The sequence below is a fragment of the Vibrio sp. SCSIO 43136 genome (genome assembly GCF_023716565.1).
Lineage (GTDB): Bacteria > Pseudomonadota > Gammaproteobacteria > Enterobacterales > Vibrionaceae > Vibrio.
Map to the genome: position 1 here is coordinate 1,839,606 of NZ_CP071848.1, position 25,519 is coordinate 1,865,124.

Below are 25,519 nucleotides of genomic sequence, written 5' to 3' on the forward strand. Positions count from 1 at the left end.
GGCTCCTAGTATACGAAAAGGGGGAGGACTAGATTATTTTCCCCAAACAGAGTCAATCTCTTCCTGAGTCAGATAGCGGTATTCACCAGGCTCTAGGTCTTCATCTAATTCAATGGCGCCAATACGTTCTCGATGAAGCGCTTCAACTTTATTACCTAGTGCTGCAAACATACGTTTCACCTGATGGTACTTGCCTTCGGTGATAGTCAGCAGCACTTGGTCTTCTTCAATCACTTCTAGCTTAGCTGGCAGCGTTGGCTCTTTTTCATTACGCAGTTCAATGCCTTGCTCAAACTTTTCAACGTAATCTGGCTGCACAGGGTCTGCTAGCCATACACGGTAAGTTTTCTCACATTTATGTTTAGGTGAGGTAATGCGGTGAGACCATTTACCATCATCGGTGATAAGCACCAAACCCGTGGTATCTACATCTAGGCGACCGGCAAAATGAAGGTTCTCCATTTTTACTTCGTCGAGCAATACAAAAGCGGTGTGATTAAAGCCATCTTCATGCGAGCAGACAAAGCCATCTGGCTTAAACAGCATGATGTACTTAGGGCCTTGACGCATTACTTCACGATCTTGCCACTCCACACTCATCTCTTTCGAGACTTTAAAAGCACCACTTTTTTGCATTACGCCATCAACGGTCACTTCGCCGCTTTTTATAATTTTGGTAGCTTCTTTACGGGTTGCGCCTAAAGCATCGCAAAGGAATTTGTCTAATCGCATCTATACCTCAATGCTGATATTGGAACTTACGGGTTCCGGTTTAAATCAAGTCGGGTATTATATGCTGCTTCTTTGCAATAAATGAATCTTTTCTATCAATGTTCAAGCTTCGACCTTACCAAGCCGACTCCGTGAAAGCCGTTATTCACTATTTTCGTCAAAACAGCACCCCTGCAGTGATTGTTTTGCCAACGGGTGCGGGCAAGAGTTTGGTCATCGCAGAACTGGCTCGCCTTGCTAAAGGCAATGTATTAGTCCTAGCCCACGTAAAAGAGTTGGTCGAGCAAAACCACGCCAAATACGAAAGTTACGGCTTTAAAGGGGCGATCTTCTCTGCGGGTTTGGGTAGAAAAGAGACCGACCAGCAAGTGGTTTTTGCATCGGTTCAATCCGTTGTGCGTAATCTTGAGAGCTTTGCCAATCAATTCTCTCTACTGGTTATCGATGAGTGCCACCGTGTCCCTGATGATAAAAATAGCAGTTATCGCAAGGTGATCAGTCATCTGCAATCTATAAACCCACAAATCAAAGTTCTGGGTTTAACCGCAACACCTTATCGACTGGGCATGGGCTGGATCTATCAATACCATACTCGTGGCTTAGTTCGCAGTGAGGAGCCACGTTTCTTCCGTGATTGTATCTTTGAACTCCCTATACGCTATCTTCTGGATGAAGAGTTCCTTACTCCAGCGAGATTAATCGATGCTCCAATATTAAGTTATGACTTCTCCCAACTGAAACCGATGAACACCGGACGCTTTAAAGAGTCCGAGATGGATATGGTGATAGAACAGTCCAAACGAGCTACCCCGCAAATCGTTGAGCAAATCATTCATCAAGCCAAAGATCGCCAAGGGGTGATGATATTCGCCGCCACAGTTCGCCACGCACAAGAAATATTATCACTGCTACCTGAGGGTGAAGCGAAATTAGTCATTGGTGATACAGACGTCAAACAGCGCGATGCCATCATTCAAGCGTTCAAAAACCGACAAGTGAAGTTTTTGGTCAACGTATCGGTGTTAACTACTGGCTTTGACGCCCCTCATGTCGACCTAATTGCTATCTTGCGTCCTACAGAATCCGTGAGTCTTTACCAACAGATTGTCGGACGTGGACTGCGCTTATCTCCTGGTAAAACGGAATGTCTGGTACTCGACTACGCAGGTAACACATACGATCTTTATCAACCCGAAGTCGGTAACCCTAAACCAGATTCAGACAGTGAGATCATAACCATACCCTGCCCTGCTTGCGGCTTTAATAATAGCTTCTGGGGCAAATTGGATAGTAACGGTTTCCTACTTGAGCACTACGGTCGTAAATGCCAAGGCTATTTCGAAGATGAGGAAGGTGAGCGGGAGCATTGCAACTACCGTTTCCGGGCTAAATATTGCAATGAGTGTGGGGCTGATAATGATATTGCCGCTCGTATCTGCCATGAGTGTGACGCCACCCTTGTTGACCCTGATAAGAAGCTCAAAGAAGCATTAAACCTAAAAGATGCTTTGGTGTTCGAGTGCAAAGATATGCTGTTGTCTGCCGACAAAGACGACAAAGGAAAATCTCGTTTGCGAGTTACCTATGTGGGTGATGAAGGTGCTCAGGTGCATCAATTTTGGTCACTCAATACCAAAAAGCAGAAGCAAAATTTCTTGCAGCAATTTGTTCGTCCGCACTTGGCCGACAAACATCGCCCGTTTACGGACGCAAGCCCCACCAAAGTGGTCAACAATCAACACCGCTTTCGATTGCCTCAATTCATTATCGCTCGCAAGGTTGGACGCTTTTGGAAAATGCGTGACAAGGTCTTTGCTGACGAGTTGAGCAACTGACCGAGATTACACACGTTGTAATCACACTTTTCGCTAATTCACTTTATATTCATATTGCCGAACCTATACTTTGTCGCAATGCTATAAGTTTTTAGGTAAGCGTATGTTTCACAAACTATTCAGCGCCACGATGTTAACACTGGTCCCTTGGTTTTCTTTCGCTGATACCAACCCTTCTGATGTACCAATATTGGTCGATGTGCAGCAACCTGAAATGCGCATTGATATCGATGAGGATCAAGACGAGGTTTTCGAAGCAGTAAAACAAGGCAAGGTTCAGCCTTTCTCAGCACTTTATGCTGCGGTCGAAAGCCAACTGAATGGTCGTGTGATCAAAGTTGAGCTAGAAGAAGATGACGATGAATGGATTTATGAACTTAAATTAATGCATGACAACAACATCATTAAAGCAGAGTACGATGCGTCGACACTCGAACTCATCGAACTGCGCGGTCGCCAGCTTAACGAAGTAATTAAAAAATAAGGAATTTGGATGAAAGTTCTCATCGTCGAAGATGACCCTCGCCTAGGTGAACAGATCATTGCCTCACTAGAACAAGCCGACTGGGTTCCAGAACTATCGCAAGATGGCATTGATGCACTCTACCGAGCCACTTCTGAAGACTGGGATGTCATCGTTCTCGACCTTGGCTTGCCAAAGCTCGACGGCCTCACGGTACTCAAAGGCATCCGAGATGAAAACATCAACACCCCGGTGATCATCTTAAGTGCTAGAGATGGTCTTTCTCAGCGAGTCGAAGGCTTGAATGCCGGGGCAGACGACTATCTAACCAAACCTTTTGAAATGGTCGAACTCACCGCAAGAATTCGCGCCCAATTGCGCCGTGCTTCTGGTAATGCTTCACCCGTGATGCAAATCGGTGACCTCAGTTTAGATACCCGCACATCAAAGGTGCTGTGGCAAGGACAAGCGGTTAGCCTAACGGCGCTTGAGTATAAAGTGGTCGCCTACTTTGTACATAACGCTGACAAGGTAATCTCACGCACTGAGCTAGTAGAGCACATCTACAAGCAAGACTTTGACCGAGATTCAAATACCATTGAGGTGTTTATTGGCCGTATCCGTAAAAAAATCTCACCAAAAATCATCAAAACCGTCCGAGGGTTAGGGTATCAGTTGAATGCTCAATAAACCGGAATTCGTACGCCACCTTAGTTTAAAAAACCGACTTCTGATCGCCGCATCGATCTGGGTCGGTGCTTTGATTTTGGCCGCAGGTCTGCTCATCCCTAATCTGACTAAGAACTACCTAGAGCAAGAGATGCTTAATCAGCTCAGCTTATCGATGGATGAAATCACCGCCAACATTGATGTGAATGCGAAAGGCCAGCTAATTTTGCCTTATCGATTATCCGATCCCCGCTTTAATCGTCCCTACAGTGGCTTATATTGGATGGCATCAACCGATGAGCAAATGCTAAGGTCACGTTCGCTATGGGATCAAGTGATCAAATTCAAACGCTTTCGTCGTGCCGAAGGGCCGAATAAAGAAAAGTTGCTCACTTTAACTCGTCAAATCTATCTGCCTGATTTTAATCAACCTGTCACATTAGTGGTGGGGGTTGACGAAGATCCTTTAGAGGAAACCCTGCATAAATTAACTGGGCAACTTTGGCTTATTTTGCTGGTACTGTTTATTGGCATTTTGGTACTGATCGGTGTGCAAGTGAGTTGGTCGTTACGTCCACTGAATAAGATGCAAAAAGAATTGCAGCGTCTCAGAGAAGGCCGGCGTGAACAGTTTAGTCACAATTACCCTAAAGAAATTCAGCCACTGATCACCGATCTCAACTCGTTACTATTTCATTACCAAGAACTGCTATCGCGCGCGCGAAATCATGCGGGTAACCTGTCACACGCATTAAAAACGCCAATTTCAGTGCTAAAAAATGAAGTCCGTGAGTTACCAGAGAGCACACAGAACAAGCTTAATCCGCCAATACAAGATTTACAGCGTCATATTGATTATCACCTTGGTCGGGCGCGGATGGCTGGCTCTATGCATATCTTGTCGGTTTCAAGCACTCCAAGCGATTGTGTCGATGCGTTATCGCTCGCTTTTGACAAAGTCTACGCTCATCGAGAAATTTTGTTAATCAACGAGCTCGACCCGGGTCTTCACGTATCGGTCGAAAAAGCTGACCTTGATGAGATGCTTGGCAACTTAGTCGAAAACGCTTACAAGTGGGCTACAAGCCAAATTCGTCTCTACCAAATCAGTAAGACCAAAGACTCTATTACCTTAGTCATTGAAGACGACGGCCCAGGAATCGAAGAAAGCTTGCGCAATCAGGCCATTAAACGTGGTGTTAGGCTCGATGAAACCACTCCAGGCACAGGCTTGGGCTTAAATATCGTGTCAGAAATGGCACATAGTTATCGAGGCAAGTTGAGCTTGGAAGCCGCCAACAGTGGTGGGTTAAAAGTATTGTTAACTCTGCACTTAGCAACCAGTTAAGCGGATGGATTTGGACGATTTATCCGCACTTTGGGCTAGGATTTACAGCACTCAACGTAAAAGCAGATGAAAAGAGAGAGAAACTCCTCTCAACCCCTTGCTAGGCTTACTATTCAGTGTTAGTATCCGCGCTCGCTCTGAAGGTGTTATCTCTAACATCCTGTCTTAGCGAACGAATTATCAACTAGGTCGCTATGTTGATAATGATAATCTAATTTTACTATTTGAGAGTAAATACTATGAAATTTGAAGCAGTAGTACGTACTGAACTAGGTAAGGGTGCGAGCCGCCGCCTACGTCACGCTGGCCAATTCCCAGCAATCGTTTACGGTGGTGAAGCAGCGCCAGTATCACTAGCACTAAACCACGACGACGTGATCAACCAAATGGACAAGCCTGAGTTCTACGAAGGTATCGTTCTAGTGATCAACGGTGAAGAAGTGAAGGTTAAGCCTCAAGACGTTCAACGTCACGCTTTCAAGCCAAAAGTTGAGCACATGGACTTCATCCGCATCTAATTCTCCTTACCAGAGAGTTATTCGGATTAAATCCAACCTTTTGCATAATTAAGAAGAACGGCCTTACCAACCGGGACTCTAAAAAATTCAAAACCCCAGAGCCTTACCAACTCTGGGGTTTTACCGTTTTAAAAACCGGTAAAATTGGCAAACGGTAAAGTCGGGAAACGGAGACACTCTTTTCCTTTAGCGCCAGCGTCCGTTGGCGAAAGCATCCCTTTACCCTTAGCGTCAGCGTCCGTTAGCGAAAGCATCCCTTTACCCCTTAGCGCCAGCGTCCGTTAGCGAAAGCACCCCTTTACCCCTTAGCGCCAGCGTCCGTTAGCGAAAGCGTCCCTTTTCCCCTTAGCGTCAGCGTCCGGTTTAGCCAAACAAATCCTGTTGCGGCGACGTATCCTCAACCTGCACCACTTCAATATCTGACGTTTTTTTCTTCGCCATCTTTCTTCGATATCTTTGTCGGCATAACTTGATCACATGCCTTTGTTGGGCGGGTGTCATTTGTAGCCAGGTGAAGCGCTCTTCTCGTTTGCGCATGCAACCTTGGCAATAACCTTTTTCATCAACATTGCATACCCCAACACACGGGCTGGGTACAGCAAAGAATTCTAGCTGTTCCATTTATCCCCTCCCTACTTATACCAATATGCCATAGTTGCGACGCTTGGCTATGATTTTGACGGATTTTTGCTGATCAGACAGCGTTGAACTTGGTTATACTGCTAAACAACAGCTTTCATAAAATGGAGAATTAGCGTGAAAAAGTCTCTCGTAATTATCAGTTTAGCTGCACTGACCGCAGCTTGCTCTTCTCAAATGCCAACCGTGACAGAAACTGACCTTCAGCACCATCACTGGCTGCTGACCAAAATTGATGGCAAAACTGTACAAGAGACACCTCATCACAAAGTGGCGAGTATTGAAATTGGTGAGAAAATGTCTGCCAACGGTTTTGCTGGTTGTAATGGATATTTTGGTCAAGCAGAGCTGCAAGATGGCAAATTGAGAGTCAAGGATATGGGGATGACTCGAAAGATGTGTGCACCTGACAAGATGAAAACTGAACAGATTATGGGTTCTGTACTCGGCCAGTGGAGCGACATCACCTTAACCAAAGAAGGAATGATCCTCAAAGGGCAGCAGCATACTCTTGAGTTCACTCTAAGAGATTGGGTTTACTGATTTCCAGGCCTAGGGCAATTTACTCAAAAATTGCCCCCATTTTCTTTCCCAAAATTCTCTTCCCTCACGTTGCCAACATCACTGATGTAAACAGTTTGCTGTACTCTTATTAATAACCATGTAATATCAAAGGCATATTATTTTTGTGCAAACTCATCAAATAAAGCCTTATGCCAGCCAACTTCAAGCACGAATACGCCTTTGACCCAAGCTATGGTTATACGTTAGAGCAGCTTCAGCAATCTGCCGCTAGCGCCGTTCCAGAAGATTTTGAGCAGTTTTGGAGCCTCAAGTATCAACGTGCCTTGCAAGTTAAAACGCATCTTAACTTGCAAGATACCGGACGTATTATTAACCACTGGCGGATCTTCGACTGCTACTATGATTCTACCGATAATACTCGCATTGGTGGCTGGTTATTGTTGCCAGAAGAAGGCAGGGTCAATGGCGCTGTCGTGTGGGCTCATGGGTATGGTGGCATAGATGAGCCAGATACCAGTTGGAAGCTTAAAAACACCGCAATGCTAATCCCTTGTGTGCGTGGCATCAGTCGCAGTGCTCACGAGCCTATTTCCACAGATCCCTATTGGCATGTATTGCACGATGTTCAAGACAAATACCGCTATATCATCGGTGGATGTGTACAGGACCTCTGGTGCGGTATTTCTGCGCTACTGTCTCTGTTTCCGCATGTTGAGCAAAATATTGGCATGATTGGCAGTAGTTTAGGTGGTGGGCTTGGCACCTTTGCATCTGCATTCGATAAACGCATCAAACGCTCTCACCTGCACGTACCAACGTTTGGCAACAGTGAGTTAAGACTAACAATGCCAACCGTCGGAAGCACCCAAGCATTAATCGAATTCCCTGATAAGAATATACTAAATAAAACTCTCCCGTACTTTGATGCCTCATGTGCGGCTCGCTTCATCCGCCAGCCAAGCCACTGGGCACTCGCTAAATTTGACCCTTATGTCGCCCCACCCGGCCAGTTCAGTATTTACAACGGCTGCACCGCTGAGAAACACTGCTTTATTCTCGATGCTGGCCATTTCATTTATCGGGGTGAAGGGAAACAACGTCGTGAGCTTCGCAAACAAGTCGAAGCGTTTTTTGCAGTCTTGGGAGAAGATAATGCATCGTGAATACCATAGATGGTGGAGTCCTAATTTAAATCGGGAGATGGAACTGCTGATTTTCGGCCATAGTGGCGCAAAGGTTTTGGTCTTCCCAACCCGAGGAGGACGATTTTATGAATATGAAAACCTTGGCTTAGTCAATTCCATCGCCGATAAGATTAACGCAGGCCAGTTGCAACTCTACTGTGTGGACAGTATCGACACGGAAAGTATGTACTGTTATTGGGCTCACCCTCATGGGCGTATACAACGCCATAAACAGTATGAAGAGTATATCTTGCAGGAAGTCTTGCCATTAATGGCAAATAAAAATGATCACCCTTGCACCATTTCTCACGGTTGCTCGTTAGGTGCTTTTCATGCGGCAAATATCTTCTTCAGACACCCTCATCTATTCCAAAAGCTTGCCGCATTTTCGGGTCGATACGACTTAACTTGGGGGGTAGAGTCTTTTAGTGATCTATTTGACGGCTATTATCATGAAGATATCTACTACAATACGCCAACACACTTCCTGCAAAGCCTCTCAAGCCCTGAACAACTTGATCATATTCGCAATAGCGACATCGTCTTTACCATAGGTAGAGAAGACCCATTTTTACAAAACAACCATATGATCAGTGAGATACTGAATCAAAAACAAGTGCATCACCGTATGTACGAGTGGGATGGCCGTGCCCATCGCGGTAAGTTTTGGCGTCAGATGACACCGCTTTATTTGTGATACAGCCAAACTTAAACGGCTCCTAATAAAAATAGGAGCCGTTTAAGTTTTTAGTGCCATGCCTTAACGTTCAAACTACGCCACTGCCCTACCACGTTTAATCAGCTGGATTTTTAGGTTCACACACTGCAACCCTTGGGATTGAAAGTCTTGCTTAATCTTACGCATATCTTCCGTCGACTTAACGCTGGTATATTCAATATTGAAGTCAGACGCATGCCCAAGTTTGATAATTTGTTCGCGCTGACTTCCTTTTCGATTCCAACCCGTGGCAACATTTTGCTTAATTTCATGTGGGTTCAATTCCTCGAACGATACATGCGTGCTGATAAAAAACAGCTTTTCAATTTTGGAATAAAATACCCAACATTTATAATCTTGCATTCCACACTCCTAAAAATAGAACCATCCAAAGCACAACAAACAAGCTGCTATTTGGTTTATTCAAGTTTAATCACACACTCGTGCAATCTTGTCTCGGTTCGACTTATCGGTTGCGATGATGACCGTTGTAACCTTTTTGCCACTGCCAATAGCAGCAAATTTTTTAAAACCGATAAACTCCCCTTTACTGGCGACTTTTCCACACACCTGGGTCTCTTTGTTGCCATGCTCCACATCTTTAAAACGAACATCTTTTGAATCATCCAACGCTTCTGTCACTGCGATCTTGGCTACAGGAATCGATAGTTTCTTATCGGCGGCATGTACATTAGAGATAAGTGCGGTGGCTGCCACTGCTGCAAATACTAACTTTTTCATAATTCCCCCTTGTTTACGGTCACAACCGCATTGCTCGTAATCAAAGTGCGCATCTTAGCGGCGATTTCTCCTAGTTACACCGCAAAAAGACGAAGTTGTTTACCCCCGAAAACAACTCTGTGTTTAACCATTGACACCTGATAAATAGCTATATATGTCAATGTGATAGCGCAATGACCAAATGAGTTCTTTCCGTCGGCAATGATTGAATAGAAATGCACATTTTAGACGTCTAGCCGTTTACATTGACCTAGATCTTGGTTAGTTTATGAGTTAAATCGAATACGGATTAGTTGAGATGAAGGGAATTAATGATAGAGCTTAAACATCTGCGTACTCTAACTTCGCTGAGGGAAACTGGGTCTTTAACGGCAACAGCCACGGCATTACACCTGACTCAGTCAGCGCTATCACACCAACTTAAAGAGCTAGAGTCTCGTATTGGTAGCCAGTTGTTTTTACGTAAGACTCGTCCGGTAAAGTTTACCGAGGAAGGCAGTCTATTACTCAAGTTGGCCGACGAAGTCCTGCCCAAAATTGCCAAAACCGAAAGTGAGCTAGCAGGCCTAAAACAAGATATGAATGGACGCTTGCATATGGCCATCGAATGCCATTCGTGCTTTCAGTGGCTAATGCCTGCCATCAAGTCTTACCAAATGAGTTGGCCTGATGTCTCATTAGACTTTTCCGCCGGTTTTGGCTTTGAGCCTATCCCAGCCCTTCTTGCGGGTGAACTGGATTTAGTGATCACCTCCGACATACTGCCTCGTTCAGAAGTCCACTATGAGCCACTATTTGATTTCGAGATGCGCTTGATTACTTCCCCGCAGCACCCGCTTGCTCAGGTAGATGCTATTGAGCCGCACCACCTTGTCGAAGAAACAATGATCAGTTATCCCGTACAAAAGCAGCGCCTTGATGTGGTCAAACATTTCCTTGCTCCAGCAGGCGTAGAGCCGCAGAAATGGAAACAGTCGGATAACACCTTAATGCTGGTACAAATGGTTTCAGCAGGGCTCGGTGTGGCAGCCTTACCAAACTGGGCCATTAGTGAGTTTGCTAATCAAGGATTGATAACCAGTAAACCATTGGGTGAAGGGTTATGGAGAAGACTGTTTGCCGCTACTCGAAGCAGTGATAGCGATAGACACTACCTCCAAGCATTTTTTACCACGGCAAGAACACAATGCAAAAGCCACCTTGATGGGATCAAGATGGCTTAATAAACATTAGGTCAACACGCCCTAGTTAGTCTTTATTGAAGTGATTTAAACTGGTTGGTGAGTGGGTCGTATTGATAGCCAAGCGAATCTAACTTACCAACCATACTATCAACATCCATTTCGTAGGTGCTCACTAGATCTTCTAGGCTATTGCACTCCAAACGAAGCTTTTCATTCACAATACCTAACAAGATCCCGGCATCTAACGATGTCACATTACTCAGATCCATACGCGACTCCTTTGCAACGGCAAACAACCAAGTTCCCATAAGTGTAGCGTACGGAGTCGTCTCTTAAGTGATCGCCCGCTAATTTTGAAGCAAAAGCTGATGTTAGACCGTAAAAGCAAACAAGGGCAATAAAGCGGTGTTTGCGCCGAACATCAGTACCATAGCCGCAGCAACCATTAACTTGTTCACTGTTACTTGGCGAACAATATGCCAGCACCAAATCAATGCAGCCCCAATTGAAAGCACAAAACCTAAGCCCAACTGCACGATTTTCTCATTGACCACTGTTTCACCCAACCCCCAAGCTTGCATTGCTAGTGCAATAACCAGCACCATTAAACTTACAATACCAAATGCAGGTAGGATACGATGAAATGCTTGCAGTCGGCTGCGAGCTTGAATCAATAACAGGTGGGCAAACAAAGCACCACTCACGGCTCCCCAAAGGATCTGTTGCATCACCAATGCGACACCGCCTAACTGGAAGCTATTAACCATTACGCTAAACAGCCCCAAGCCGTTAACCCCATAAAGCAACCATAGTGGACCAATCTGTCGCGTTTTCTTAGTCTCAACTTGCGAATAGAAATAGACGATACCTCCAGCAATCGCAAGTGATTCAATAGCAAACAGAGCACAGGCCAACCATAGTGCAGCAATTGCTGGAAGAAGTTTATGAAGCCTACCTCGCTGGCCGGGGCAGATATCCCCTTTTACTAGGACCAAGGTAATAATTGCCAAGGCACCGACTAACATTGCCGGTAACAAAAGTAGAGCTGGGTACATAAACGTCCATATCAAGTCATGATCAAATAGGCGCAAATGATAACAAAGCCGAGCATAAAGCCAAATTCAATTTCCACTTCAACCTTTTCCGAACACACCCAAGAGGCATTTTGCTAAAAAGTCGCACTTTAGAACGTTATGCCTCTGTACGCTATATTTATGCAGGTAATGGCCCAAACAATTAAATAGGCATTCAAGATAAAATAAGCACCCATCGCAGGGCAAACGTTTGCTTTTAATGCATTCACCGAAAAAATAGTCACTATAATTTCATGTTTTAGATCAAACCTAAGTCAAGTATAGGTCGTGCTAGAAACTATTTTTCTATACATTTCGTGTCACATTTTGCAATAAGTTAAACAAGGATTTGAATGTTAGAGCTACTTATTGGCCTGATTGTAACCATCGCAGTCGGCTACTTTATCGTTAAAGGGTATCGTGCAACAGGGGTACTACTGACATCTGGTATTGGTCTTCTGATCCTTACTGGCCTACTTGGTCATACTGTACTGCCTGAAAAAATCGCTTCTACGGGCAACATGGTGTCTGACGCACTTGAGTTCGTAAAATACATGCTTCAATACCGTGGTGGCGGTCTTGGTATGCAGATCATGCTGCTGTGTGGCTTTGCCACTTACATGACTCACATTGGTGCTAACAATGTTGTGGTGAAGCAGTTCTCTCGTCCACTTTCTGTGATTAAATCTCCATACGTCCTGCTGGTTGCGGCATACATCGTTGCTTGTTTAATGTCTTTGGCTGTGAGCTCAGCAGCAGGGCTAGGCGTACTCCTAATGGCGACCCTGTTTCCAATGATGACAGCAATGGGTATTTCGCGTCCTGCTGCGACAGCTGTGTGTGCGTCGCCTGCAGCGATTATCTTGTCACCTACCTCAGGTGATGTCGTGATTGCCGCTGAGAAATCTGGACTACCTATTGATGTATTTGCGGTACAAACCGTACTGCCAGTCTCTATTTCTGCCATCATCGTAATGGCGGCAGCGGCATATTTTTGGAACAAATACCTAGATAAAAAAGACAACACACCGATGGAAAAAATCGATGTGTCGGAAATCGAGACCAAAGCACCAGCCTTTTACGCTGTACTACCATTTTTGCCAATCATCGGTGTGTTTGTGTTCAATGGTCGTACTATCGACGGGTTGTACCTAGATATTTACACCATCATGGTGGGCTCTATCTTCCTGTCGACAGTCATTAACTTCTTTGTTAATCGCTTAAATGGCCAGAAGACACTTGAAGACCTCGATGCTTGCTACCAAGGTATGGCTGACGCATTTAAGGGCGTAGTGATGCTGTTGGTTGCAGCGGGTGTGTTTGCTCAAGGTCTGATGTCGATTGGTGCGATTGATAACCTGATTGGTCTTGCCGAGGCCGCAGGTGCAGGTGGTATTGCATTGATGCTTTTGCTCGCAGGACTTACCGTTGCAGCAGCAATTGCTACCGGCTCAGGCAACGCACCATTTTACGCCTTTGTTGAGCTTGCGCCTGCACTGGCTGCTAAGATGGGACTTAACCCTGCGTTTCTTATCATTCCAATGCTGCAAGCGTCCAACCTTGGACGTACCATTAGCCCAGTGAGTGGCGTTATCGTTGCAACATCAGGCATGGCGAACATCAACCCATTTGATGTGGTCAAACGTACGGTTGTTCCTGTACTTTGTGGCCTTGCGACCGTTATTTTAGGCACCATTTTCTTAGTGCCTATGTACGCTTAAAGCTTGGTCATCAGCATACGAGAAAGGGAGCCGAGGCTCCCTTTTGTGTTTATATTTTCAGGTCATTATTTAGCAAAGAAATCGAGAAGCTGTCTATTAGATACAATACCCTGAAACTCACCTTTTTCATTTAACACTATCCAAGGCAATTTAGCTTTTCGCCTGACTAACTGCGCAACTTCACTGACCGGTGTGGTCGTCTTCAGCTCTGTGTGATCTCTTCTCAAAACTTGCGCAACTTTGCGCTTTAAAATCTTGCCGTCGCTTAGGGTTTCTAACTTAGTGCCCAAACTCGGGGTCAAGTTAAGCGCTAGCGTTTCTCGGTCAACGTAACCAAAACATTTTCCTTCTTCGACTACCGGCAGTGCATCAAAATGGCTTTGGTTAAAAATGCTCTGCACATCTTGTAAAGAGTCCGTGCGGTGAAGCGATGGAATCGTGAAGTCACATAATTTAAGTATCCCTTCCCCTTGTTTTGGCACCGAAATCGGTCGCAACTCATGCAAGTTCTTGGTGTATGCACGCGCTTTCTCAATATGGTTAATCGCTACTGGGCGTGAGAAAAAGAACCCTTGAATGTAATCGACACCTAAACGGGCTAAAGTTCGCACCTCACTGATATTTTCAGCACCCTCGGCGACAACCGAGACGCCCAAAGTATGGGACAAATTAACAAGATATTTGATGATAAAGTAGCGGTTGGTGCCTACCTCTATGTCTTTGACAAAAGAGCGATCTATTTTTAGGTAATCAAAATGGCCATCACTCAAATAGGCCAGTGAAGAATATCCCGAACCAAAATCATCAATCGCAACTTTCATTCCCAAGTCACGCATTTTTTGCAGCGCTTCTATATGCTGCTCTTCACTAGAAAAGTAAGCACTTTCCGTCAACTCGATGGTGATAAGCTCTGGATCAACTTTACTTTGTTGCACGAGCTCCATCGCTGATGCGAGCACTTTTTGTGTGCTGATGGAAGTGTTCAACGAGCGGTTAATGGTGACACCAACATCTGGACCAAAATGTTCATGAATTTGCGCTAACTGGCTGAGGGCTTTCTGCCCAACACATTGGTCAATTTTAGTGATGAGGTCGAGGTCTTCGGCCAAGTTAATCACTTCCTGAACCGGATATACCTGTCCATTAAGCTCAGGAAAACGACACAAGGCTTCAAACTTAACAATTCGCCAATCATTAGTTGAAACGATTGGCTGATAGTAGACCATGATGGATTGATTACGAATAGCGATGAGCAAGGCTTCTTCTAGTGCTTTACGCCTTGCGGCTTCTTGATGCACACCCCGATCATAGAAACTGATGTTCTGCCCACTACTCGAATGTCGCTCTAGCATGGCTTGCGTAGCATGCTTGACCATGGATTTAGGGCTCGAAGTATCATACCCAAGAATTGAGACCCCAATGGTGCCCATCGTCACTCGTTTATAGATGTGCTCTTTGAGGTTTTTACGCAACGCTTGAAAGAAGGTTTTGATCTCATTGTGAATCAAGCGAACGTTTTGTGGCCCTTTAGCACAGTGCAAAGCCACCACAAACAAATTGTCACTTAAATACCCGCACAGGTAGCGTGAATCAGTCTTGGCAATAGCCCCTGAAACATCCATTCTCAAGTCGAGCTTATCAATGCCTTCTGAGTCGGGCACAAAGCTCATCACCATAATATTGTGTAATGGGTGGTACTCTTCGATAAGTTCGAGCAAGTTGAGGTTAAATTGGCTTTCACTGGGCAGCTGGGTAAGAAGCTCTATTCCGCCAAGCTCTTTATCTGCCACTCGGTAAAGATGGTTAGATAGGTCCACACTAAAACCAACGTAAAACACTTTGCCGTCTTGCTGCTCTATTTTTTGAATGGTGAGATCTTGTGGCTCTATCTTGCCGTTTTTGCGCTTGGTGAGCACGGTTCCACTCCAGTACCCATGCCGATGGATCTGGCTCCACATTTCATCAAAAAACACCTTACTGTGTTTACCTGCATTGAAATGTGAGGTCTTGAGACCGATCAGCTCATCTATGGAGTACCCCGTCAAAGTAGCGAAGTAATGATTACAAGCTAGGATGCGGGTATTAGTATCTGTAACCACCACACCATGGTGATTGTTATCAAAAATTTGCTGGAAAAAATCTGCAACTTTGCCCATGTTTTCGATAGTAAATACGGGGCGGACCGAGCCTGCGACCTCCTTATCTGAACCTGTTTCTATTTTCCAGTATGCGTAAATAAGCGTCTTGGTCGCTGGGGTTACCAAACAACAAAATACGTCCTGAGCTATGCCTGACTCTGAAACAGCACGGAAGGTTTGTACGATTCGAGCCCGATCTTTTTTGGTAAACAGAGCTAAGATGTCTTCGATGGCGTGGATGCCCTGCTGTTCTAGCAGTCCGTTTAGTGCGGGATCATCAAAGCGAAAGTGATTGCTCTCAACTAGCCAATGCCAGTTAACGGACGAGTAGCCAAACCTCCCTTCTTGCTCAGGAAGTTTTGATAAGCTATTTAAAATAGTTTGAATCGACTCACTCACTCGTACTGCCCAACCTTCAATCGTTTAAGTTTTCGCTGTGAATCTATGTCCACTTAAAAAGTGTGCGTTTAAATCAAAACGTCCACACACCCTATTATTCAAGCAGATATTGGCGAAAATACGAGTGATTAGCCGCGCAAATCTAACATTTAATGCAACTGATTTCACTAGTGACACGAAAAATCCCCGAAGGAGAGTTCAGGAATGGTCGATTTACTGGCAAGCCACTACACATGCCGCTATAATTCCCGCCTTGTTCTTTCGAGGTTAAAAAATGCACAGCGATATTACTCCTATCAACCAATATCCTAAATACTGGGCAGAGTGCTATCTGAGCTACAACTCGATGAGTCAACAAAAAGCAATACAAATTGATTACTTGTTAGGTAATTGCCCCCACCCTCGATTGTTTATATCATTCTCCCTATTCGCCAGAACCATATTTTTTTACATTCGAAGGACTACTAACATGTATAGCAATATGAACATTTCTACTTCTATCCGGAATTTTTGACTTAATCAGTTGAACCTATACGAATTCCTAATACCTCAACTCCTGTAGTAGGTTGGTTGTTGGTAATATGGGTAAAAATAAATGTAGATAACTAACTAGCCTGAGTACAATGATACTGCGATAGAAATAGCCTTATTAATAAATTAAGGAATATTCTCACTACCGCCACGTGGTCTTCTGGGATTTATCGACTCTATTTTTGAGTTAATGTGTGTCTTTTTAAGTTATCTCAACTACGCATTCAATTACGGTTAGGGAAAGCATCAAAACAAGCCAGAGGGACAATTCGCCAAATAGTTATTGACTAAACTGGTCTCAAGGTATTTGGGGAAAGTGAAAAGTATGAAACAAAAAAACGAAGAACAGGCCATTAGTGACACCTAACTATTGTCGCCAATTGCCATGAAGTTATTGCCGCAGATTATGCATTGTGAACTTAGGCAATAACCAGGGCAACCGCATGAGTGTTTAATTATTGCTCATCGGGCTTAAACCAGCACTCAGAACAGCTTCCAGCATTGTCGTATTCATCATGCAACGCTTTTGCTTGCCAACAATACTGAGTTTGGTTGGTTCTGAACGTAGCATATTAAGCCCTATATGACGTAGACAGGATAAGTTTTCTGCCCCGTGATCTTTGTATATTTGGCAGGCATCCTCAGCCATAGTTACATCCAATATCCAGTGCATCGACTCTATACCCCAATGCTCTCTGACTGCGTATGCGGCCTTTTCCGCACTCAGTTGTTTTGAGCTGATGTAGTAGCGGTACTCAAGTTCTGGAGCCTTACCTTTTTGGTCGCGGAAGTTTTCTATCATCACGATAGACTTCAATTCCTTCCATCGAGAGAAGTCGCCTTCAAGCTCTTCAGCGCTTAATACATGGCTCTGACGAACCTCAACCCGACCGTGGTTCTTCTCGATATCAATATCATCGAGCTTCGTTGCCCGTTGCTTTGCAAAAGCCTTTTCAACTGCTTTGCGTAAGTTACCTTGATTGCTTTTGACTGCAAGCAAGTAATCCGCATCTTGGTCGATGATAGATTTTGCTACCTCTGTTTGGCACGCCATAGCATCAATGGTGACTAACCGTCAGTCCGCACCACATTCCAGATTTTAAATAGTGTGATCTGGTGAACATTTGTAGATACTGGTGACGAAGACCCCTTGACCAAGATCCCCAGTTTTGAACTATTACTGTTATTTAACGGTCGATTATTATGTCTGCTCCTCAACCTGTCATTAAACGTTTAGATCACCTAGGGCTAATTGCGGCTTTCTGCCATGAAGTCGGTTTACCAGCCATTATCGACCGCATCGTTCCTAAGCACTCCGAACACAACGTCTCACATGGTGATGCCGTCTTAGCAATGATCCTAAATGGACTTGGCTTTCACAGTAGAACGCTGCATATGTTCTCTGACTTTTTCGAAACGAAGCCAATTGCCAAGCTACTTGCTAAAGACATTGAAGCGCACCACTTAACTGATGATGTACTTGGACGAACGCTAGATGCGTTGTATGACGCAGATGTATCCGCACTTTACCAAGCGATTGCAGAGCATGTTGTTGATAAACTTGAACTTAAAACGGACTCTGTCCACCTTGATATCACTAGCTTCCACGTCGATGGTGAATATGCTCCAGACGAAGATATCAATGCTATTAAACTGGTCAAAGGTTACAGCCGAGATCACCGCCCAGAGCTATACCAAGTAGTTCTAGAGCTGATTTGCGAAAACCAAGCTGGCTTACCTATTTACATGCAGGCACTCAGTGGCAACACTAATGATGCTCAGGCATTTTCTGAAGTCACTAAGAAGCACATTCATTGTTTAAAGGCGGCTCAAAATAGCCGCTACTTTATCGCTGATGCTGCTTTATATACTGAAGACAGTATTCGCTCACTGGATGAACAACAGCAGAAATTTATTACTCGTGTCCCAATGACTATCAAGTCAGCTAAAGAAGCACTACTCGCCCTCCAACCAAAGCAGTTGCAACCTATTGGCAGTAGCTATTTAGGTTGCTGGGTTGATGCTAACTATGGCTCTGTAGCTCAAAAATGGTTGTTGGTTCATAGTGAACAAGCAACTAAACGAGAAGAAGCAACTCTCTACAAAAACTTAGATAAAAATATCACTAAAGAGCTGAAAGCACTGGGCCAACTAATGAAAAAACAGTTTGCTTGCGCAGTGGATGCTGAGCAGGCCATGAACGACTTTGCTCATCAGTGTCATTTACTTGGCTTTGCGCAAACCACCATCATCAAAGAGCCAATCTATGCTAACCGTGGTCGCCCCAAGAAAGGTGCAAAGCCAACGGGGTATCACTATTTAATTGACGCTACGCCTTATACCGATTTAGAAAAGGTTAAACTGGCTAGGCTTAAAGTGGGCATGTTTATTCTCGCAACCAACGACACCGACAGTGCCGATCTAACAATGGCTGCATTACTCGATCATTACAAATCTCAACAAAAAGTAGAGCGTGGGTTTCGCTTCTTGAAAAGCCCTGAGTTCCTCACGTCATCAATCTTCCTAAAGAAGCCTCAACGAATTGAGGCATTACTGATGATCATGACGTTAAGTCTTCTAGTTTACGCTTGTTTAGAGCATAAGATCCGAGAGCAACTAACCAAGACAGAAGCATTTTTCCCGAGCATGGTGAAGAACAAGACAACAACGAAACCAACAGCACGCTGGGTATTCCTGAAATTTGAAGGTATCGACACACTCGAGTTCGGTGACCAAAGCTTCATAACGGGTATTCAAGATCACTAAACCCGACTACTCAAATTACTGGGTGTTTTATATGAAGCGGTTTATTCTTAAATTGGCTGCGGAATCTCGGGACTAAAGCTCCTTTGATATCAAGCAGCTTAATCAGCTCGGGTATAGCCGTAATTTCGTTGCTCTTTTTGTCAGTTTTGAGCTGGCCTAGAACGAGCTTATTTGATGAAGCATAAGCACTAATCATATGAATTGTGCTGGCTCGGTCATCTCGGTTGTATGAACCCCGTAGAGTCTTGCCATCAATGGCAACGACTTGTCCTCCAGTAAGACAATGCACCGCGGACATCCAGTTGATAAAACAGGCGTGAAATAGCTCAGGTTCAATCCTAGATATGATGCGTGCTATCGTATCATCCGCAGGTATGTCTTTAAGAAACAGATCATTACGTTTGAACCACTCATGATGACCGAGAATGTACTCGCAAATATCAAACCAACCTTTGGCACCTGCAATAACAGCACACAATGAGCCAAATAAAACGTCAAATAAACAATAAGTTACCTTTGCTGATTGACGGCTGTCAGTGATGGCATCAAAGTGCTCTTTAAACTCATCGATATGCATTGTGGCTAGTTCTCTTTTTTAAAAAGAGTATATGATCACAGCTAAATATGATCGTCAAATCGATCGTTCTAAGTGCTCAGAAAACGTTCGCGATCTTGCCCTGAGGCAATAACGACGCTTTACCAACATTGCTCAAACCATTACGAAGAAAGTTTCATAACATATAGAACGACTGTGCTTAAGATACTAAAAAGTGTCATAAGGTACATAGTAACAAGGGCCAACAAACTGGCCCCTCCTCGTATAAACACTGCGTATTGGGAGTATAGTCATCCAGAAATGACGCGGTTGATGCCATCGAAAGTGCATTTTGGCTCAATGGAAAGTTGACTTAAGTAATCACGAGCGCTCAATATCTGAGACAGCTATGTTGCGATATAAAGGGCTAACTAGTGGTAGGTTGAGTTTGAGATATTACAACACTCAAGGTTTTGAAATCGAAACAAATATTAGAGATACGAACAACGTCGTTGGACTAGGTATGCTTGTCAGAAGTTAACCGCTAGTAACCAATGGAGATGTTGTTCTTCAATTTGGTTCGGTCAACAATGCCTTTTGTTCACATTTTATTTTGATAATTGAAACATTGCGGTGCTTGGTGTAGGCGTAGTTATAGTCGGCCACACACGAAATGGGTATTGATACAATCGGCGTTTTTCAAGGTAGTTGTCATCATTCGCTCATTAATTAAGCGGCTATTCTCTCTGGGTTCAGATGAACCTCTCCAACTGGCTCACAGTTCCTAATTCCGCTCGACCAACGCTCAGGGTGCTTTTGCTTGGCAGCAAGTAACACCTTCGCTCGATGCATTAAGATCTCTTCATCTTGACCATTGTGTCGCTGTGCTGGCGTTACATAATTCAGCTTACTGTGCTTATGCTCTGTGTTGTACCAGCGCACGAAGGATTCTACCCAGTCACGGCTTATTCTAGGTTTTCGAAGCCTTTTGTTGGCCAACTTGGCATGTACTTTACCGTGCGGAACAGTGATTCCACATAAGGGTTGTCATCACTAACTCTTGGGGCTGTAAGATGAGGTAATACCCAGCTCATCCATCTTAGCTTTGAACGTCAGACTTCATTGGTGCGCCATTGTCAGAGTGCAGTACCAGTGGTTGGTTAAAGCACCGTTCACGCATTAACGTGCGCTGTAATAGTGTGAAGCTAACTCACCACATTCACACTCATAGACATCATAACCAACGACTTTGCGGCTGTAGATGTCCTCGATGACATACAGGTAATAGTGTTGCCCACGACCTTTGACGGCAAGTAGGTAATGTCCATGTAAACACCTGATTAGGGCCTGTTGCCGTATAACTTGTGGTCGTGACTGTTTCTGTCGGCTCTTCTGACGTCCACGACCATGAAGCTGACCTTCCGCTTTTAGTACTCGATAGAAGCTTGACTCCGAAGCAATATATTCGCCTTTATCTAGCAGTGTTGGGACGATCTGAGTCGGTGGTAAGCTTGCATACTCAGGTCGGTTACACACCTCGATAATGGCCATCTGCTCTGTGGTGTGAGCTTGTTGGCAGGCTCTGGTCTCTCGCAAGCCGGCCTTTTATCCTCTTGCACCTCACCTTGCTGATACCAGCGGCGATAAGTTCTTAAGTCTATCTCCACTTCACCGCATGCAGGCTCTAGACGGCAACCGTTATTCCTAGCTTCATGGATCAAAGTGACCAATACAGCCTTTCATCGGCAGAGGTTAATCGTCCTCTGGTTCTTCCCCGTAAAAGGCTCTCAGCTTTTTTCTCAACACAAGTAGAGCCGCTTTCAGCAAGTGCCTTTTCCTTATGTCGGAGCTCCTTTTTGAGCTCTTTAATCTCAAGCTTATCGGCTTTGGCCTGTTTCTTGGCTTCAGCTTCACGCTCTTTATCGACATAAAACCTTGCATGCATTCACTTCGCCAGCCTTGCACTTCTTCTGGATATAACCCTTTTTCTCGACAGTATTGACTGAGTTCATTCTCTGTCATTGAGTAGGTTTCAGCCACAATGGCTAATTTGGTTTGAGCTGACCATTGCTCTGATGAAATGTTGCTATTTGGCACTGCGGCTCCTGAGCGTCGAAGTTGTTTCCGCCAATGATACAGGGTTGCTGTACTGATGCCTTCTTCTTTTGCAACTTCCGCCACTGACATGGAATATGGGGGCAGAAGTTTCTTCAATATGGCTTCTTTTCTTTCTGCTGAGATACGAGACAAAGTTCACTCATTACCGCCCAAACTGGTTAAATTTTAACAGTGACAACTATCCTGCCAGAGGGGGCAATAGTAAAAATCTTTGAGGTGAAACGTCAACTTGAAAATGGTACATTACACTACCTCTAAGTAAATCATACAGCTAATTTAATAATGTGTTCAAAATCATATCGTAACGACATTCAAGGCCTCAGAGCTATAGCAGTGCTATCTGTGGTCATCTTTCACATCAACAAGGACTGGTTACCGGGTGGTTTTGTTGGTGTAGATATGTTTTTCGTAATATCTGGTTTCTTAATATCTTCGATTATATTAAATAAAAAAACATTAAATACATTTTATTTTATTGATTTTTACCAGAGCCGCATAAGGAGAATTTTACCAGCATATCTATTCCTTATGATTGTAACTCTTCTTACAATGACTATACTTCTAACTCCAAGAGATTTTAATTTTTTCCATGACAGTTTCTTGAAATCACTATTCTTTTACAGCAATAACTACTTCTCTGACTTCGGAAATTATTTTGCACCGAACTCCAATGAACTGCCATTATTACACACATGGTCACTATCAATAGAGATGCAATTTTATCTCGTCTTGCCATTTTTTATTTTATTTCTATCCAAAAAAAAATTTATAAGCATATCAATCGGAATCATACTATTATCACTTTTATATACCCATTACCAGATTATATTTAACAACAACAGTCAGTCAATGTACTTTTCATTACTTGCGCGCTCAGGAGAATTTTTGGTTGGTTCATTAATTGCTTGCTGCAACTTAAAGCCAAAGAATAACTTCCACTCAAATGTAATTTCCATCACCGGATTAATACTCGTAGTATTATCCATTGTATACTTAACCAAAGATGATATTTTCCCCGGATTTTCTGCTCTCCCAGTTTGCATAGGAACAGCACTTATAATAACAAGCTCTAACTCTGTAGTAAATAAAGCATTATCTCACCCCGTCCTTGTATTCTTGGGCACTATTTCCTACTCTCTATATTTATGGCACTGGCCAGTTTTGTCTACGCTGAGGTATTACTCTAATTCTTACGCATTAGATTATAGTGAACTCATAATTTTCACTTTCCTTACGATTTCATTTTCAGCACTATCATACTATCTTATTGAAAACAAATTCCGCAATAAGAATAGCTCAAAGAAGATTTTATTTCAAAGGTATACTTTCCTTTTAACAGTTGTATTAACGCTCACTTACTCTACAAAGTATATCAATAATAACATTATCACTGAATTACAAACCAAATACACTAGATATGCGCCAGCAGACAAAATTTGCCACGGAACTATAATCGGAGATTGTTTTCGAGGGGATAGGAGTAGTAATAGTGAAGCATTAGTTCTAGGAGATAGCCATGCTGCACAATTAAATCTCTTCTTTGACGTAGTTGGTGAATCAAGAAGTGTGCGATTTAAGGTAATAACTGCTAGCAACTGTGTGACGATACCTAACTTTGATTACACCAAGCTTCCAAAATACTCTCAGGGTAAATGTGCAGAACAAATTGCATATACAAAAGAATTAGTAAAAAATGCTAAAACCATTATTATTGCTGGTCACTGGGCATATCAAATCACCCATGAAAACTTTACAAAAAGGTTAAATGCTTTTCTGGACAGCACGAAAGAACGTGGCCAGACGGTTATTATCCTCCCCCAAGTTCCATTATTTAAATCAAATATTATGCGTATAAACCGCTTTGAGCAACTCGGCTTGCCCCTTAAAATTGAGAGAAATGAAGATTGGATCAAGGCGAACAATACCATTAAAGAAATTTCTGGGCGCTATAATAACGTTAAGTATGTCGAATTATCAGAGCTACGATTATTTCAAGAGGTTCCATATTATGAAGGAGAACTTATTTACTTTGACAATTCTCATTTAAATGAAGTGGGAGCAGTAAAGTACGGGGAGTTGGCAATAGATGCTATTGACCTTTAATTAAACGCCATACAAAACCCTAACCAATGACAAAACAAGAATAACATATATAATATATAGCTTTTGTTAGGTTCATAGTAAATTGATGTAAACGGTAGTTAGTGTAAGGTTTCATCACCAAGCAAAACATTACACTAGCTACTATTTTCATGAAAAAAACACTTTCTTTTAGTTTTTCCTAGAAGACTTACAGACCGTAAATTCTCCAAAAACTGACTAATTAATCTCTATCACCTCAATTTCGGCCCCCGCCGTATATTATTCTAGACGTCAAACTTATGAGTCTATCCATGACATACAGTGGCGCATGCTCAAGTAAGTATTGATGCTCGGTGTACCAGCTAAACTACCAGGGCGAGATCATGAACGTTTTTTGAGCTAAATAGGATCGATTTGACGATCTGATCTAGCTGTGATCATATACTCCCTTTTGAGGGTATTTTCATGAGCATCGACGCTTTCTCTGAGCATTTTGGCCACCTAACAGATCCACGTCAATCAGCTAAAATTAGCTACCCATTATTCGATGTTTTGTTTTTGGTAGTGTGTGCCGTTATTGCAGGTTGTGAAGGATGGGAAGATATTGAAGACTTTGGTGAAGTTCACCTTGATTGGCTTCAAGAAAAAGGCTTCTTCCCAGATGGTCTGCCTACACATGACACTATTGCACGTATCGTTTCACGCCTTGAACCAACTGAGTTTCAAACAAGTTTTGCTAGCTGGATGCAGGCTATATCTCAACGCTCAAAAGGTGAGTTGATAGCTATCGATGGTAAAGTTTTGAGAGGCTCATACGATCGTGAAAGCCGCCAGTCTACAATCCATATGGTTAGCGCTTTTGCAACCGCTAATGGTGTCGTCGTAGGACAACGAAAAACCGATGCTAAATCAAATGAAATCACAGCGATACCAGAGTTACTTCAGCTACTAGATATTAAAGGTTGCCTCGTTTCGATTGATGCCATCGGTTGTCAAACAAACATTGCTGCCACCATTACCGATGAAGGTGGAGATTATCTCCTTGCAGTGAAAGGAAATCAGGAGTCACTGTTTAAAGCAGTGCAACATGCGCTTAAAGAGAAAAGAATTGCAAAAAGCGAACCTCAAAATGTCACGATTGAAAAAGGGCATGGTCGAGTAGAAGCCCGTGAATACCATGTCTTACCCGCAGGCGAGCTAGCCAAACAGTTTCCCGAATGGAAAGGACTAAAATCCATTGGTTTTGCACTAAGTTGCCGTGTTGATAATAAAGGAAAAAGTTCTTTCGAATATCGTTACTATATCAGTTCAGCAGAACTCACAAATACAGAGTTTGCAGCAGCGGTTCGTGGCCACTGGGGTATAGAAAACAGTTTGCATTGGGTGCTTGATGCCACGATGAATGAAGACAGTTGCCAAATTTACCGAAACAATGCCGCTGAAGTCATGGCTTGCATACGCCATATCGCACTAAATATGTTACGTTCTGAAAATACCAAGAAAGCAAGTGTGCGTCGTAAACAAAAGATAGCGGCGATGAGCAATGATTATTTAGACAAAGTATTGCTCGCTGGTCTTGATGCATCGAACAATAATTAGG

Annotated in this window: 20 protein-coding genes and 3 pseudogenes; 13 read left to right on the forward strand and 10 right to left on the reverse strand. The window is 43.5% G+C overall.

Annotation, left to right across the window (positions count from 1 at the left end; all coding sequences use genetic code 11):
• Positions 1-33: 33 nt before the first annotated feature.
• Positions 34-732: a 16S rRNA pseudouridine(516) synthase RsuA gene (gene rsuA, locus J4N39_RS08555; protein ID WP_252018072.1), complete on the reverse strand. Its 699-nt coding sequence runs from the start codon at positions 730-732 to the stop codon at positions 34-36.
• A gap of 98 nt (positions 733-830) precedes the next feature.
• On the opposite strand from rsuA, the gene radD reads away from it, so the two are divergent.
• The 5 genes from radD (at position 831) to rplY (ending at position 5,565) form a co-directional block, all read left to right on the forward strand.
• The gene (gene radD / locus J4N39_RS08560) at positions 831-2,567 is read left to right on the forward strand and encodes a DNA repair helicase RadD (protein WP_252018083.1); all 1,737 of its coding nucleotides are present in this window, start codon (positions 831-833) and stop codon (positions 2,565-2,567) included.
• A gap of 103 nt (positions 2,568-2,670) precedes the next feature.
• The gene (locus tag J4N39_RS08565) at positions 2,671-3,051 is read left to right on the forward strand and encodes a PepSY domain-containing protein (RefSeq protein WP_252018085.1); all 381 of its coding nucleotides are present in this window, start codon (positions 2,671-2,673) and stop codon (positions 3,049-3,051) included.
• A 9-nt stretch (positions 3,052-3,060) separates the two neighbouring features.
• Positions 3,061-3,720, forward strand: a complete 660-nt coding sequence (locus tag J4N39_RS08570) for a response regulator transcription factor (RefSeq protein WP_252018087.1) — start codon at positions 3,061-3,063, stop codon at positions 3,718-3,720.
• Entirely contained in the window at positions 3,710-5,047 is a 1,338-nt protein-coding gene (locus J4N39_RS08575) for an ATP-binding protein (protein WP_252018090.1), read from the forward strand. Before J4N39_RS08570 ends, J4N39_RS08575 begins: the two co-directional genes overlap by 11 nt.
• A gap of 239 nt (positions 5,048-5,286) precedes the next feature.
• The gene (gene rplY / locus J4N39_RS08580; protein ID WP_252018092.1) at positions 5,287-5,565 is read left to right on the forward strand and encodes a 50S ribosomal protein L25; all 279 of its coding nucleotides are present in this window, start codon (positions 5,287-5,289) and stop codon (positions 5,563-5,565) included.
• Positions 5,566-5,928: 363 nt separating this feature from the next.
• Here rplY and J4N39_RS08585 read toward each other — a convergent pair whose 3' ends face one another.
• Entirely contained in the window at positions 5,929-6,186 is a 258-nt protein-coding gene (locus J4N39_RS08585; RefSeq protein ID WP_252018094.1) for a DUF1289 domain-containing protein, read from the reverse strand.
• Positions 6,187-6,321: 135 nt separating this feature from the next.
• Here J4N39_RS08585 and J4N39_RS08590 point away from each other — a divergent pair, with 135 nt between their 5' ends.
• The 3 genes from J4N39_RS08590 to J4N39_RS08600 all read left to right on the forward strand — a co-directional run bounded on the left by J4N39_RS08590 (position 6,322) and on the right by J4N39_RS08600 (position 8,610).
• Entirely contained in the window at positions 6,322-6,747 is a 426-nt protein-coding gene (locus J4N39_RS08590) for an META domain-containing protein (protein ID WP_252018096.1), read from the forward strand.
• A 170-nt stretch (positions 6,748-6,917) separates the two neighbouring features.
• Complete coding sequence (locus J4N39_RS08595; RefSeq protein WP_252018098.1) at positions 6,918-7,892, forward strand: acetylxylan esterase; 975 nt, start codon at positions 6,918-6,920, stop codon at positions 7,890-7,892.
• A complete protein-coding gene (locus J4N39_RS08600; protein WP_252018100.1) occupies positions 7,882-8,610 on the forward strand; it encodes an esterase family protein in 729 nt (242 codons plus the stop codon). The genes J4N39_RS08595 and J4N39_RS08600 overlap by 11 nt, the downstream gene beginning before the upstream one ends.
• 75 nt (positions 8,611-8,685) lie before the next feature.
• Here J4N39_RS08600 and J4N39_RS08605 read toward each other — a convergent pair whose 3' ends face one another.
• Positions 8,686-8,994, reverse strand: a complete 309-nt coding sequence (locus tag J4N39_RS08605; RefSeq protein WP_252018102.1) for a hypothetical protein — start codon at positions 8,992-8,994, stop codon at positions 8,686-8,688.
• A 66-nt stretch (positions 8,995-9,060) separates the two neighbouring features.
• The gene (locus J4N39_RS08610; RefSeq protein ID WP_252018104.1) at positions 9,061-9,372 is read right to left on the reverse strand and encodes a hypothetical protein; all 312 of its coding nucleotides are present in this window, start codon (positions 9,370-9,372) and stop codon (positions 9,061-9,063) included.
• A gap of 311 nt (positions 9,373-9,683) precedes the next feature.
• Between J4N39_RS08610 and J4N39_RS08615 the strand changes: the two genes are divergently transcribed.
• Positions 9,684-10,595: a LysR substrate-binding domain-containing protein gene (locus J4N39_RS08615; RefSeq protein WP_252018106.1), complete on the forward strand. Its 912-nt coding sequence runs from the start codon at positions 9,684-9,686 to the stop codon at positions 10,593-10,595.
• 32 nt (positions 10,596-10,627) lie between these two features.
• Here J4N39_RS08615 and J4N39_RS08620 read toward each other — a convergent pair whose 3' ends face one another.
• Together J4N39_RS08620 and J4N39_RS08625 are read right to left on the reverse strand one after the other, a co-directional pair.
• Positions 10,628-10,825, reverse strand: a complete 198-nt coding sequence (locus J4N39_RS08620) for a DUF4250 domain-containing protein (RefSeq protein WP_252018108.1) — start codon at positions 10,823-10,825, stop codon at positions 10,628-10,630.
• 102 nt (positions 10,826-10,927) lie between these two features.
• Positions 10,928-11,611, reverse strand: a complete 684-nt coding sequence (locus J4N39_RS08625) for an HI_1241 family integral membrane domain (protein ID WP_252018110.1) — start codon at positions 11,609-11,611, stop codon at positions 10,928-10,930.
• Positions 11,612-11,982: 371 nt separating this feature from the next.
• On the opposite strand from J4N39_RS08625, the gene dcuC reads away from it, so the two are divergent.
• Positions 11,983-13,350, forward strand: coding sequence for an anaerobic C4-dicarboxylate transporter DcuC (gene dcuC / locus J4N39_RS08630; protein WP_252018112.1), 1,368 nt, complete (start codon positions 11,983-11,985; stop codon positions 13,348-13,350).
• Positions 13,351-13,415: 65 nt separating this feature from the next.
• On the opposite strand, the gene J4N39_RS08635 is transcribed toward dcuC, so the two are convergent.
• A complete protein-coding gene (locus J4N39_RS08635; RefSeq protein WP_252018114.1) occupies positions 13,416-15,887 on the reverse strand; it encodes an EAL domain-containing protein in 2,472 nt (823 codons plus the stop codon).
• Positions 15,888-16,869: 982 nt separating this feature from the next.
• Positions 16,870-17,490: pseudogene (locus J4N39_RS08640) on the reverse strand (ISAs1 family transposase); the annotation flags it as partial.
• A gap of 131 nt (positions 17,491-17,621) precedes the next feature.
• On the opposite strand from J4N39_RS08640, the gene J4N39_RS08645 reads away from it, so the two are divergent.
• A complete protein-coding gene (locus tag J4N39_RS08645; RefSeq protein WP_252018117.1) occupies positions 17,622-19,184 on the forward strand; it encodes an IS1634 family transposase in 1,563 nt (520 codons plus the stop codon).
• A gap of 70 nt (positions 19,185-19,254) precedes the next feature.
• Here the strand turns inward: J4N39_RS08645 and J4N39_RS08650 are convergent.
• Together J4N39_RS08650 and J4N39_RS08655 are read right to left on the reverse strand one after the other, a co-directional pair.
• Positions 19,255-19,761 (reverse strand): annotated as a pseudogene (locus J4N39_RS08650) (ISAs1 family transposase); the annotation flags it as partial.
• Positions 19,762-20,448: 687 nt separating this feature from the next.
• Positions 20,449-21,969: pseudogene (locus tag J4N39_RS08655) on the reverse strand (IS3 family transposase).
• 150 nt (positions 21,970-22,119) lie between these two features.
• Here J4N39_RS08655 and J4N39_RS08660 point away from each other — a divergent pair.
• Both J4N39_RS08660 and J4N39_RS08665 read left to right on the forward strand, forming a co-directional pair.
• The gene (locus J4N39_RS08660) at positions 22,120-23,940 is read left to right on the forward strand and encodes an acyltransferase family protein (RefSeq protein ID WP_286036787.1); all 1,821 of its coding nucleotides are present in this window, start codon (positions 22,120-22,122) and stop codon (positions 23,938-23,940) included.
• A 444-nt stretch (positions 23,941-24,384) separates the two neighbouring features.
• On the forward strand, positions 24,385-25,518 hold the full coding sequence (locus J4N39_RS08665; RefSeq protein WP_252018132.1) for an ISAs1 family transposase: 1,134 nt from the start codon (positions 24,385-24,387) through the stop codon (positions 25,516-25,518).
• Position 25,519: the final 1 nt, after the last annotated feature.